Source organism: Fusibacter sp. 3D3 (genome assembly GCF_001748365.1).
GTDB lineage: Bacteria > Bacillota > Clostridia > Peptostreptococcales > Acidaminobacteraceae > Fusibacter_A.
This window is the reverse complement of the sequence record NZ_BDHH01000004.1, coordinates 160,026-172,267: the sequence shown is the minus strand read 5'-3', so window position 1 is coordinate 172,267 and position 12,242 is coordinate 160,026. Positions and strand designations below refer to the sequence as shown.

12 protein-coding genes, 1 tRNA gene, 1 pseudogene, 1 riboswitch and 1 other annotated feature are annotated in these 12,242 nt (G+C 37.8%); of the genes and pseudogenes, 9 read left to right on the top strand and 5 right to left on the bottom strand.

Features of this window, described 5'->3' with window-relative positions; all coding sequences use genetic code 11:
• Positions 1-2: 2 nt before the first annotated feature.
• The 4 genes from selB to add all read left to right on the top strand — a co-directional run bounded on the left by selB (position 3) and on the right by add (position 5,192).
• Positions 3-1,898, top strand: coding sequence for a selenocysteine-specific translation elongation factor (gene selB, locus F3D3_RS06595; RefSeq protein ID WP_069872322.1), 1,896 nt, complete (start codon positions 3-5; stop codon positions 1,896-1,898).
• A gap of 92 nt (positions 1,899-1,990) precedes the next feature.
• Positions 1,991-2,087, top strand: a tRNA-Sec gene (locus F3D3_RS24065).
• A 67-nt stretch (positions 2,088-2,154) separates the two neighbouring features.
• Positions 2,155-2,362 (top strand) — a binding site (T-box leader).
• Positions 2,363-2,543: 181 nt separating this feature from the next.
• Positions 2,544-3,992 (top strand): proline--tRNA ligase, encoded by a 1,449-nt coding sequence (proS, locus tag F3D3_RS06590; RefSeq protein WP_069872320.1) that lies wholly within the window; start codon positions 2,544-2,546, stop codon positions 3,990-3,992.
• Positions 3,993-4,056: 64 nt separating this feature from the next.
• Positions 4,057-4,156: riboswitch (purine riboswitch) on the top strand.
• Between the two features lie 40 nt (positions 4,157-4,196).
• On the top strand, positions 4,197-5,192 hold the full coding sequence (add, locus tag F3D3_RS06585) for an adenosine deaminase (protein ID WP_069872318.1): 996 nt from the start codon (positions 4,197-4,199) through the stop codon (positions 5,190-5,192).
• Here the strand turns inward: add and F3D3_RS06580 are convergent.
• The 3 genes and pseudogenes from F3D3_RS06580 to F3D3_RS25165 all read right to left on the bottom strand — a co-directional run.
• Positions 5,176-5,565, bottom strand: a complete 390-nt coding sequence (locus tag F3D3_RS06580) for an aminomethyltransferase beta-barrel domain-containing protein (protein WP_069872317.1) — start codon at positions 5,563-5,565, stop codon at positions 5,176-5,178. The genes add and F3D3_RS06580 overlap by 17 nt on opposite strands.
• Positions 5,566-5,682: 117 nt before the next feature.
• The gene (locus F3D3_RS06575) at positions 5,683-6,729 is read right to left on the bottom strand and encodes a YhcG family protein (RefSeq protein ID WP_069872315.1); all 1,047 of its coding nucleotides are present in this window, start codon (positions 6,727-6,729) and stop codon (positions 5,683-5,685) included.
• 608 nt (positions 6,730-7,337) lie between these two features.
• Positions 7,338-7,505, bottom strand: a pseudogene (locus F3D3_RS25165) (asparagine synthase-related protein); the annotation flags it as partial.
• Between the two features lie 346 nt (positions 7,506-7,851).
• Between F3D3_RS25165 and F3D3_RS25160 the strand changes: the two are divergent.
• The 3 genes from F3D3_RS25160 to F3D3_RS06560 all read left to right on the top strand — a co-directional run bounded on the left by F3D3_RS25160 (position 7,852) and on the right by F3D3_RS06560 (position 8,974).
• Positions 7,852-8,106 carry a polymorphic toxin type 44 domain-containing protein gene (locus tag F3D3_RS25160; protein ID WP_084388866.1) on the top strand — a complete coding sequence of 85 codons (255 nt, stop codon included), beginning with the start codon at positions 7,852-7,854 and terminating at the stop codon, positions 8,104-8,106.
• 129 nt (positions 8,107-8,235) lie between these two features.
• Positions 8,236-8,595: a DUF5412 family protein gene (locus tag F3D3_RS06565; RefSeq protein ID WP_207645352.1), complete on the top strand. Its 360-nt coding sequence runs from the start codon at positions 8,236-8,238 to the stop codon at positions 8,593-8,595.
• A gap of 187 nt (positions 8,596-8,782) precedes the next feature.
• A complete protein-coding gene (locus F3D3_RS06560; protein WP_069872311.1) occupies positions 8,783-8,974 on the top strand; it encodes a hypothetical protein in 192 nt (63 codons plus the stop codon).
• Here F3D3_RS06560 and mnmA read toward each other — a convergent pair.
• Positions 8,958-10,019: a tRNA 2-thiouridine(34) synthase MnmA gene (gene mnmA, locus F3D3_RS06555; RefSeq protein WP_255364380.1), complete on the bottom strand. Its 1,062-nt coding sequence runs from the start codon at positions 10,017-10,019 to the stop codon at positions 8,958-8,960. The two genes, F3D3_RS06560 and mnmA, sit on opposite strands and share 17 nt — an antisense overlap.
• A 467-nt stretch (positions 10,020-10,486) precedes the next feature.
• Between mnmA and F3D3_RS25155 the strand changes: the two genes are divergently transcribed.
• Both F3D3_RS25155 and F3D3_RS06550 read left to right on the top strand, forming a co-directional pair.
• On the top strand, positions 10,487-10,741 hold the full coding sequence (locus tag F3D3_RS25155) for a polymorphic toxin type 44 domain-containing protein (protein ID WP_084388865.1): 255 nt from the start codon (positions 10,487-10,489) through the stop codon (positions 10,739-10,741).
• A gap of 129 nt (positions 10,742-10,870) precedes the next feature.
• Positions 10,871-11,230: a DUF5412 family protein gene (locus F3D3_RS06550; protein ID WP_207645352.1), complete on the top strand. Its 360-nt coding sequence runs from the start codon at positions 10,871-10,873 to the stop codon at positions 11,228-11,230.
• Positions 11,231-11,363: 133 nt separating this feature from the next.
• Here F3D3_RS06550 and F3D3_RS06545 read toward each other — a convergent pair whose 3' ends face one another.
• Positions 11,364-12,242, bottom strand: coding sequence for a DegV family protein (locus F3D3_RS06545; RefSeq protein ID WP_069872305.1), 879 nt, complete (start codon positions 12,240-12,242; stop codon positions 11,364-11,366).

The following is a 12,242-nucleotide window of genomic DNA, read 5'->3' as shown; positions in this document are numbered from 1 at the left end:
ATGTGAAAAATATCATTATCGGAACGGCAGGTCATATAGATCATGGTAAAACAGCTTTAATACGTGCACTCACTGGCATTGAGACGGATCGATTGAAAGAAGAGAAAAAGAGGGGCATTACTATAGATTTAGGATTTGCCTACTTGGATTTGACTGATGGTGAACGCGCTGGAATTATAGATGTTCCTGGTCATGAAAAATTCATAAAAAATATGCTCGCGGGCGTCGGCGGCATTGACATGGTTTTATTGGTAATTGCCGCTGATGAGGGCATCATGCCTCAAACACAGGAGCACTTGAATATTCTTTCTATTTTACAGATTAAAAAGGGCATTATCGTTTTGACAAAGAGGGACTTGGTGGATGAAGATTGGCTCGAAATGATTCAAGGGGATATCCGAACTTATGTGACAGGCACCTTTTTAGAGGATGCCCCTATTGTACCTGTATCTGCAATAAAGGGCATCGGTATAGATACCTTAAAGCAAGAAATCAATAAAATGACTCGCGAGATCAGGCCAAAGGATATAAGCGCATCGGTTCGAATTCCGATAGACCGGGTTTTCACTGTGGATGGATTTGGAACGGTTATTACAGGCACGCAGGTAGAAGGTACTTTAACAGTGGGAGATGTTTTGAGCATTTACCCTTATAAGAAACTTTCAAAGATCAAAAACATTCAAATGCATGGTAAAAATGTTGAGAAATCCTATGCAGGTCAAAGGGTTGCCGTCAATTTAGCCAATGTGAAAACAAGTGAGATTCACAGAGGGGATGTCCTTGCGAAACCAGATTCCATGTATGTGACGATGTTGCTTGATGTCAAATTGAGTTTACTTCACGATATGCCCAGAGCACTTAAAAACAGGGCGCGTATTAGATTTCACCATGGTACAGGCGAAGTAATCGGACGTGTAATTTTACTTGAAAACGAAACGCTAAAAGAGGGCGAGCACACGTACGCACAACTTAGACTAGAAGAAGAAGTGGCTGTAAAGGCAGGAGATCACTTTGTATTACGGTTTTATTCACCTGTGGATACCATCGGTGGTGGCGTTGTTCTAGATGCCAATCCCTATAAGCATAAGCGTTATAGAGCAGATGTTCTTGAAGCTTTGTATGTCAAAGATACGGGTGAACTTGAGTCTATTCTAGAGCAGACCATAAAGCAATATAGCAAAATGTTACAACCCATTGATTTCATAGCCATTCAGTTGGGAAAAGAAAAGTCTGAATTACAGCAAGGGCTTGAGAGCCTGCTTAAAGAAGAGCTCATCGTTCAAATTTCTGAACAGGTCTATGTCCATATGGATTTTATAGATGAACTGAGACAAACGCTAACAACTGTTTTGATGCAGTATCATCAAAAGAATGCCCTTAAGACGGGCATAGGGAAAGAAGAATTTAGAAGCCGCGTATTTAAGTCAGAGGTTGGGAAACTTTCGACGCCTTTAATTCAATATTTTGTAAATGAAAAAGTCATTGAGGTCAATCAGAATATTGTTGCGCTCGCGGGATTTGAAATCACGTTTACCCTTGAAGAAAAAAAGTATCTGGAGATGATTGAAAGGCAATACGAAGAAAGTGCCTTTATGCCACCTTATATAGATGCGCTTATCCAAACCTGTCCGAAGGGCCTTAAGGGGCACTTATTGATTCAAACCTTAATTGACCGTTCTATTTTAGTTAAAATAGATGCCAATATTTGTTTGCATCAGAAAAGGTTTGAAGAAGCACTTTTGAAAATAAAAACTTATATTCGTGAAAATGGGAAAATGACTCTGGGCGAATGCAGAGATATGCTGGGAACCTCTAGAAAATATGCACTTCCAATTTTAGAATATTTAGATCATCAGAAGATCACTAAAAAAATAGAGGATTACAGAATTTTACTTTAGAATCTTAGCGCTTAATGATCGAATAAATATGGCTTTGAGTGATGAAATAGGGTATAATGGGTTAATGTTCAGTGGAGACTAAACAGCATCTTGGGAGTGGATGGGTTCTGGTGTGCCCTCTGGTCTTCAAAACCAGTTTGAGTAGTTAATAGCTGCTTAGGTGGGTTCGATTCCCACACATTCCCGCCAATGAGATAAAATGAGGTTGACAAACTTTTGAAGGCGTAATATATTAATAGGTATAAATGAATAAGTGAATTTGACTGTGAATGGGCCAGTAAATCAACGTAGTGTTAAAGAGAATGAAACTCATCGGCTGAAAGGTTTCTAACCCAAAATTGATTGAACCTACCCTGGAGTTTGTGATGATAAATCATACGGCACATCCCGTTACGATGTTTGAGTGAACAGAGTGTATTTTGCTTTGTTAATTAGAGTGGTACCGCGAAGTTTTCGTCTCTATTTTTTATAGAGATGAGGGCTTTTTTTAATGTAAATGAGTCGTGGTATAAAGTTTTAGTGTTGCAATCCGATAGGCTTGTGCAAGTGTTACGAAGGTAGCGAAGCGGACTAAGTATACGCTTTGATAGTTTCAGTATGATCAATTTAAGTGCAACTGCACGTGATTTAAATAAGGAGGAGCTCATGGGTAAAAATAAGGATAAAGAATTTGTAAAAGACATCACCAAAATGGAAGACGATTTTCCACAGTGGTATACAGATGTGATTAAAAAGACGGATTTAGTGGATTATTCACCGGTTAAAGGATTTATGGTCATCAAGCCGTATGGATATGCACTTTGGGAAAATATTCAAAGTTTCCTAGATCGAAGATTTAAAGAAACGGGTCATGAAAACTGCTACTTCCCGCTTTTAATCCCTGAAAGTCTTCTCAATAAGGAAAAAGAGCATGTTGAAGGCTTTGCGCCAGAAGTGGCTTGGGTAACACATGGCGGTAGTGAAGAACTTGCAGAAAGACTCTGTATCAGACCAACGTCAGAAACTATTATTTGTGCCATGTATTCTAAATGGTTAACGTCTTATAGAGAATTACCTTATCTCTATAATCAATGGTGCTCTGTGGTTAGATGGGAAAAAGCAACACGACCTTTCCTCAGAACTTCCGAGTTTTTATGGCAAGAAGGTCATACTTTACATGAAACAGCAGAAGAAGCTCAAAAAGAAACGCTTCAAATGCTTTCAATTTACAAGGAAATGGCTGAAGATTTATTGGCAATTCCTATGGTAGTGGGTAGAAAATCAGAGCGCGAAAAATTTGCTGGTGCCGAGGCAACTTATACGATTGAAGCCTTGATGCACGATGGAAAAGCGCTTCAATCGGGGACTTCGCATAATCTGGCGCAGCATTTCACAAAAGCATTTGACATCAATTTCCAAGGCAGAGGTGGCGATTTGGAATATCCGCATCATACTTCTTGGGGTGTTTCTACAAGATTAATTGGAGGCGTGATCATGGTTCACGGTGATAATCGTGGTCTGGTTTTGCCACCAAGACTTGCGCCAATTCAAGTGGTGATTGTGCCAATTGCTCAGAAAAAAGAAGGTGTTTTAGAAAGAGCAGAAGCGCTTAAAAAAGAACTTGTATCTAAGGGAATTCGTGTGAAATTAGATGACAACGAGAACAACTCACCAGGGTGGAAATTTAATGAATACGAGATGAAAGGGGTTCCGATCAGAATTGAAATTGGACCGAGAGATATAGAAAATGGCGTTGCAATGGTGGCAAGAAGAGATAACTTTGAAAAAGGACCTATTGAGCTTGATGGCATTGGGGATAACATGGTGAAATTATTGGATCAAATCCACGATGACATGTTAAGCAGAGCGCGTGTGAGTCGTGATGAGAAGACGTTTACATTTGAAACCTATGAAGAGTTTAAACAAAAAATGATCGAAACCCCAGGTTTCGCAAAGACGATGTGGTGCGGTGAAGAAGCTTGTGAAGAACGTGTAAAAAACGAAACTGGTGTTACTATCAGGTGTATTCCATTTGAGCAAGAAAACTTAGGGGATGTATGTCCGTTCTGTGGCAAACCAGCGCAGCATATGGTTTACATGGCGAAGGCATATTAAGAAGACTAAAATAAGTTTCAGAACATTTCAACAAAAGAATTGACGTGGGGTCGATAATTTTGTAGAATATAAATTAATAAATCATCGTATAACCCCGTTAATATGGTATGGGGGTTTCTACCAAGCACCTTAAACGCTTGATTACGAGGAAGATGCAGTGCGCATTTTCTTCGTAATCAGGCGTTTTTTTATAGGAGGAATCAAATGGACGTATTAAAAATGCCTAAAGTGGAGTTGCACTGTCACTTAGATGGGAGTTTAAGACCTGAAACCGTGTTGGAACTTGCAAAAGAAAGCCATATAAAATTACCAGATGAAAGTATTAAAACGGTTAGAGAAACGCTCATTGCACCAAGTGATTGTGATTCGTTAGATACTTACTTAAAGCGGTTTGATTTGCCGATAAAAGTCATGCAGACTGCTGAAGCACTAGAGCGTGTCTCTTATGAACTCATGGAGGATGCCGCACTTGAAAATGTAAAGTATATTGAAATCAGATTTGCCCCTCAACTTCATATCGAAAAGGGACTTGATTATAAAACGATCATTGAAAGTGTTGTCAAAGGTATAAAAAGGGCAGAAGGAAAGTATGAGATCAAGGGGAATGTGATTCTCTCTTATATGAGAAATAGCGAAGTTCAAGGTATTTATGATGTCATAAATTCAGGTCAAACCCTTTTAGGCAAGGGTGTTGTAGCCTTGGACTTGTGTGCCGGCGAGAGAGATTTGTTTTCAAGGCGTTTCAAAGAGGCATTTTCATATGCAAGAGGATTAGGCTATCACGTGACGATTCATGCAGGCGAAACAGGGATTGCTCAGAATATGACAGAAGCCATTCAGCTATTAGGTGCAGAACGCATTGGGCATGGTGTTGCCATGATGCATGATCCAGAGGCTTATGAGTGTGTCAAGTCAAATGGCGTGTTCTTAGAATGTTGCCCGACCAGTAATTTACAAACAAAAGCCATCTCCCATATAAAAGCGCATCCAATTGCAGCGTTTTATGAAGAGGGCATACTGGTAACGCTCAACACGGATAATCGAACGGTATCTGGGACGGATATGACACGTGAATTTCAGCTTGTTCACAATGCCTTTGGCTATGATTCAGGGTTTGATAAGCAAATTTATAAAAACAGCGTCAAAGGTGCTTTTGCAGATGAGACCGTTAAAAGGTGGCTGCTCACTCTACTTGAGTGATAATGCCTCCCCCAATCATAAGTGTGTCTTGATAACAAACCATAGCCTGTCCACATGAGGGCGCTCTCACAGGAGATTGAAACGTAATCTCAGCGGAACCATCTGGTTGTGGCATCAAAATCCCCTCGTAAACCGCAGACCATTGACTGACGATCACTTGAACTTTCATTGGGAATGTATGATATGAATTTATGAGATTAAAAGATTCAGCAGTGAGTTTGTATTTAAACAAATCACTTTCCCCACCTAAAATAACAGTGTTCGTTTCAGCTGAAATGCCTATGACTACAAACTTGCCTGAGAGTTCTTCAGCAAGTTTTCTTTTTTGTCCTAGTGTATAACTGGCGATACCTTGGTGATAACGTTCCCGCAATTACCGAAGTCACTCCTTTTGACCCTTAGGGCAAAAGTGGCGCTGGCCTTGCCTCGCAAGGGCTGTGTCATCAGAGTGATTTAGGTAATCGACGTGTTAGCCGGAGTTCTTTTTACGTTATTTCTCATTCAGTCTATATTTAGCACGTTCTATTGCTTTGTGAAGTTTCTTTTCCAGTACCTCTTTTGGTGGTAATTGAGTCAAATACTGTGCAACATGAATTCCACTTTTATCTAATTCTAATAATTCAACTGTCTCTTGAGATTTCTCAGCACACAATATAATTCCTATCGGTGATTCTTCACCTTCATTTTTTTCATTCTTATCTAACCATCTTAAGTATAACTCGATTTGTCCTTTGTGCTCAGGTTTAAATTCTCCTAATTTCAATTCAATTAGCACTAACCTTTTCAACTTTCGATGATAGAACAATAAGTCGATATAGTAATCTCTGTCACCAATTGTTATTCGTTGCTGTCGCCCAACAAAAGTGAATTCTCGGCCAAACTCAAACATAAAACTTTCCAATTCAGCTAAAATTGCATTTTCTAAGTCTTTTTCACTGTACGTATCTTGTAACTCTAAAAAATCTAAAACATATGGATCTCTTAAAAATAAATCAGTAGACATTTTCCCATTATCCATTAATTCTGCTAAATCATTAGAAATTGTCTGATCTGGTTTCTTCGATAATACTGTACGTTCATACAACATAGAGTTTATACGCTCTTTTAATACACGAACACTCCATCGTTCATTCACTGAAATAGTAGCATAGAACTCTACTTTGAGATGATCATCTATACGAATTAATTCTACAAAATGAGACCAACTTAATTGTGCAGACAGTGTCTGCACAATTCCCTCGTTAGAGAAAACATCATAAAATTTAATCATATTGAATAAATTACGTTTACTGAAACCTTTACCATATTCAGATCTTAGCTGATCACTTAATTCTTTCACAACTTCTTGTCCATATTCAGCCCTATTATCAAGCAACACTTCTTCTCTTATCTTTTTACCAATGTTCCAATATAGCACAACCATTTCCGAATTCAAATTATATCTTATATTGTCCTTTGTCTTAAGAATCATATTAGATATTGCTGTATATATTTTATTGGAATTAACACTGTTATTTATAGCTTTAACATCACTCATATCACTTAGTCTCCTACAATACTTTATACTTCTATTTTACCATTTCGAAGACTATAATAGTAAAACGAATTTCGGCTAACGTTCCCGCTATTTCCGAAGTCAACCGTTCTCGCTGGGCGCTTGGCGACATTCTTGCCCTAAAAAAAATAAGTCACTTTTGCAAGAATGATGACAAGCGCACAGTGAGAATTGGCGCAATCGTTGCTTCCCTTTCGCAACGATTGTGACGATAGGTGATTTTGGAAATAGGCGTGTTAGCCGTTGCCACATGCTCTTAGTCTTAATTTGGTATCATGCATTAATGGTGAGACGCCTTAGGGGCTCGCCATTATCTTAACTTTGATCACAATGGACCAAACCGTCTTTTCATATCTTTTCTATATTAGTTACAAGCTTTTGAATATAATATTTTTTGCTCAATTTATTCATCTGCTTATATTATACTTTATAATGTGTTCGTGTGGTTGCGGTTAACTAAGAAATTGCCGGACTTATCCACAAAGCATCCACGGATCATGGCACTGCTGCTTTTTTCCTTGAGAAATCGTGTATGTTGTTTATGTGAAATAAAACAGATGCCCAAACTGTCTTTTTTTTGAGCTGTTTTGATGCTCAATTCCCAGCGCCTCACAAACGCGTTTTGCGTTTTCGATTTCTTCGAGTTGATGCTCAAATAGGTACATCGTCACACCTATAACCTCGTGATTCTGTTCTTTCAATAGGAGTGCAGTGGTGCTACTGTCTATGCCACCACTCATGCCTACAGCAATTTTCATGTGAAGCCTACCTTTGCTTATATAATTATATTGGTTAGAGTGTTGCTCAACTTTTGAATTTTGATACTCTAACTTGTATTTCAATTTTTTTAATGTTCCAATAGACATTATAACGCATCAAGGTTAAAAATGCTTTTAAATTTAGTGTAAAGATAAGCGCTTTTGATAGAATAGTGATCATGAAAATGTGTTTTTGAAGTGAACGGGAAATTAAAGTTTAATTAGAAAAAAATAAAAACACTACCAATAAAGCATGTAAAATGGTAATGTTAAGCTGAATTTAGAAAATGAAATAACAGCTGAATATAGTCGATCTGGTGGAGAACCCCTTTGATTTTTATGGAATATCAACAAGAAATGCTTCATTGATATATGTTATCTATGGGGGGGTACAAACATTGGAAATCTTCATTATGGTGTAGTTGGAAGTGTTCTATTTGGAAGCACTACGTTAAAATCGGCAGCTGGTATGTATCAGATTTATAGGGGGACTTCAAGTTTCAGTTATTTTAGTTCGTACTTTTATGATCCCAATGATACTGCAGATATAGTTACCGGAATTGGCTATCATTCATCGAGGAATTTAAATAAAGTATTGTAATTGAAAATAGCAAGAACGCTTAATTTTTAGTAAATTAAGCGTTCTTGCTTGTAAATTATGAAACGGATAAGTGAAATCACTGTCATCGCTTTTTATACCACAAGCAATAGTAGTAGAATGGAGATTGATATGAAAAAAATAAACAGAAAATACAAATGGGGATTTATTTTAATATTTATTGTGTTTGTAATTTTATTGGGTGCTAATTATTTCTTTTGGGATATAAATACAGTCCCTAAAGGCGAATATATTGGTATGACAGTATCTCCAAATGGAGCATATGAAATAAAAGCATATGTATCAAATAGTCATTCTACGGTGGCACCTGGAGTTAGATGTGAGTTGATTTTCAATAACAGAACTAGAAATATATATTGGAACTATAGAGAAGATACTGCTGAGTTTGTATGGATAGATGATGATACGGTAGAAATAAATGGACACCGACTGGTGTTACCAGATGAAATATATGATTTTAGAAATAAGTAATCAAATTAAGCACTATATTCACGATAAAGCCCCCCACATATAACTTATGCAGATTCTTCTGCAGGCACGAGGACTGGGAACCGAAGTATGAGATCAAGGGGAATGTGATTCTCTCTTATATGAGAAATAGCGAAGTTCAAGGCGTTTCAAAGAGGCATTTTCATATGCAAGAGGATTAGGCTATCACGTGACGATTCATGCAGGCGAAACAGGGATTGCTCGAACGGTATCTGGGACGGATATGACACGTGAATTTCAGCTTGTTCACAATGCCTTTGGCTATGATTCAGGGTTTGATAAGCAAATTTATAAAAACAGCGTCAAAGGTGCTTTTGCAGATGAGACCGTTAAAAGGTGGCTACTCACTCTACTTGAGTGATAATGCCTCCCCCAATCATAAGTGTGTCTTGATAACAAACCATAGCCTGTCCACATGAGGGCGCTCTCACAGGAGATTGAAACGTAATCTCAGCGGAACCATCTGGTTGTGGCATCAAAAKYCCCTCGTAAACYGCAGACCATTGACTGACGATCACTTGAACTTTCATTGGGAATGTATGATATGAATTTATGAGATTAAAAGATTCAGCAGTGAGTTTGTATTTAAACAAATCACTTTCCYCACCTAAAATAACAGTGTTCGTTTCAGCTGAAATGCCTATGACTACAAACTTGCCTGAGAGTTCTTCAGCAAGTTTTCTTTTTTGTCCTAGTGTATAACTGGCGATACCTTGGTGATAACCTAAGAAATTGCCGGACTTATCCACAAAGCATCCACGGATCATGGCGTTGCTGCTTTTTTCCTTGAGAAATCGTGTATGTTGTTTATGTGAAATAAAACAGATGCCCAAACTGTCTTTTTTTTGAGCTGTTTTGATGTGCACTTTTTCAAAATATTGACGCACCGTCTTTTTTGAAGAAATGCTTCCCAGTGGGAAATAGAGCCTTGAAAGTGTCTCTTGTGTCAGATGATAGAGGTTATACGACTGATCCTTCTTGGCATTAATCGCACGATGAAGTTCATATTCTCTTTGGATTTCATTATAGTGAACTCTGACGTAATGTCCGGTTGAAAATGCCTCTGCACCGAGCTTGATCGCGTCCTCTATGAGCCTGCCGTATTTAAAAATACGATTGCAGTGAAGACAGGGATTAGGCGTATGTCCTTTTTCATAAGTCTCTATGAAGTTGCCAATAATCACGTCTTCAAAAGCTTTTCGGTAATCCAAGATATGATGCTCAATTCCCAGCGCCTCACAAACGCGTTTTGCGTTTTCGATTTCTTCGAGTTGATGCTCAAATAGGTACATCGTCACACCTATAACCTCGTGATTCTGTTCTTTCAATAGGAGTGCAGTGGTGCTACTGTCTATGCCACCACTCATGCCTACAGCAATTTTCATGTGAAGCCTACCTTTGCTTATATAACCCTTGAGGAGATGTCCCCCACTTCTCTAAGTGGGGGTTCATATTCCTAATTCAGTGGGAGTCCAAACTTCCACTGAATGCAATCCGATAGGATTGTGCAAGTGTTACGAAGGTAGCGAAGCGGACTGAGTATACGCTTTGAATTATATTGGTTAGAGTGTTGCTCAACTTTTGAATTTTGATACTCTAACTTGTATTTCAATTTTTTTAATGTTCCAATAGACATTATAACGCATCAAGGTTAAAAATGCTTTTAAATTTAGTGTAAAGATAAGCGCTTTTGATAGAATAGTGATCATGAAAATGTGTTTTTGAAGTGAACGGGAAATTAAAGTTTAATTAGAAAAAAATAAAAACACTACCAATAAAGCATGTAAAATGGTAATGTTAAGTTGAATTTAGAAAATGAAATAACAGCTGAATATAGTCGATCTGGTGGAGAACCCTTTGATTTTTATGGAATATCAACAAGAAATGCCTCATTGATATATGTTATCTATGGGGGGTTACAAGCATTGGAAATCTTCATTATGGTGTAGTTGGAAGTGTTCTATTTGGAAGCACTACGTTAAAATCAGCAGCTGGTATGTATCAGATTTTTCAGGGGACCTCAAGTTTTAGTTATTTTAGTTCATACTTTGATGATCCCAATGACACTGTAGATGTAGTTACCGGAATTGGCTATCATTCATCGTGGAAATTAAATAAAGTATTGTAATTAAAAATAGCAAGAACGCTTAATTTTTAGTAAATTAAGCGTTCTTGCTTGTAAATTATGAAACGGATAAGTGAAATCACTGTCATCGCTTTTTATACCACAAGCGATAGCAACAGAATGGAGATTGATATGAAAAAAATAAACAGAAAATACAAATGGGGATTTATTTTAATATTTATTGTGTTTGTAATTTTATTGGGTGCTAATTATTTCTTTTGGGATATAAATACAGTCCCTAAAGGCGAATATATTGGTATGACAGTATCTCCAAATGGAGCATATGAAATAAAAGCATATGTATCAAATAGTCATTCTACGGTGGCACCTGGAGTTAGATGTGAGTTGATTTTCAATAACAGAACTAGAAATATATATTGGAACTATAGAGAAGATACTGCTGAGTTTGTATGGATAGATGATGATACGGTAGAAATAAATGGACACCGACTGGTGTTACCAGATGAAATATATGATTTTAGAAATAAGTAATCAAATTAAGCACTATATTCACGACAAAACCCCCACGTATAACATACGCAGGTTCTTCCGCAGGCACGAGGACTGGGAACCGAAGTATGTTATATGTGGGGGTTCGTATTGCCTTTAGTACGATTTAAATTGTTTAATCTTCTCTCTGATCACCCAAAAAAGCCACCGCAATCATATTGGGTCCAACATGAGAGGCAATCGTCATGGAGAGTTCTGATACCATAATTTCACAAGGATTAACTTGTTTCTGGATCATTTCCTTAAGAAGTGCAGCATCTTCAGGACAATTCCCATGTCCTAAAAGAACTGTGCCATTTTCACGATCCATCAAATGCGTTTCGATTTTAGAGACCAAGAATGACATCGACTTTTTTCGACCGCGGACATTGCCGTATGATTTCAATTTACCCTCATGGTCTACAATAAGTGTCGGTTTGACATTTAATACGTTGCCAACCATCGCAGATGCAGGTGAAATTCTGCCCCCATTTTTAAGGTAATTCAGATCGTCCACCCCAAACCAATGGTTAAAATTCATGCGATTGTGTTCTACCCAATATTTGAGTTCGTCAAGTGTATAACCTTCATTTAGTCGCTTGATCACTTCTACCACAACGGCCCCTTGACCAATTGAAGCAGAAAGCGTATCCACGAGTTCAATTTTAGCGTCAGGATAATCTTCTAAGACTAAAGATTTAGCCACACATGAGCTGTTGTAAGTGCCGCTCAACCCTGATGAGAAACCAATATATAATAGTTCGTGACCTAATTCTATGTTTTTCTTAAAGGCTTCCTCAAAACGATATGCGTTTATCTGTGAAGTCGTAGGCATGATGCCCTCTCTTAAATAATTATAAAAAGTGTTGTGATCAAGTGTTTGTCCCAAATCATCTATATAATCGACACCGTTTATATGCACTGGCATACCGAGGACCTCGAGTATATCTTGATGTGTCTCAATATAGTGAAGTGGTAAGTCACAACAAGAATCAGTGATAATTTTTATACTCAT

Excerpts from the sequence above, each read along its gene's own strand:
- proS (WP_069872320.1), top strand. The coding sequence starts at position 2,544 with ATGGGTAAAAATAAGGATAAAGAATTTGTAAAAGACATCACCAAAATG.
- add (WP_069872318.1), top strand. The coding sequence starts at position 4,197 with ATGGACGTATTAAAAATGCCTAAAGTGGAGTTGCACTGTCACTTAGAT.
- F3D3_RS06575 (WP_069872315.1), bottom strand. The coding sequence starts at position 6,729 with ATGAGTGATGTTAAAGCTATAAATAACAGTGTTAATTCCAATAAAATA.
- F3D3_RS06565 (WP_207645352.1), top strand. The coding sequence starts at position 8,236 with ATGAAAAAAATAAACAGAAAATACAAATGGGGATTTATTTTAATATTT.
- F3D3_RS06550 (WP_207645352.1), top strand. The coding sequence starts at position 10,871 with ATGAAAAAAATAAACAGAAAATACAAATGGGGATTTATTTTAATATTT.
- F3D3_RS06545 (WP_069872305.1), bottom strand. The coding sequence starts at position 12,242 with ATGAGTATAAAAATTATCACTGATTCTTGTTGTGACTTACCACTTCAC.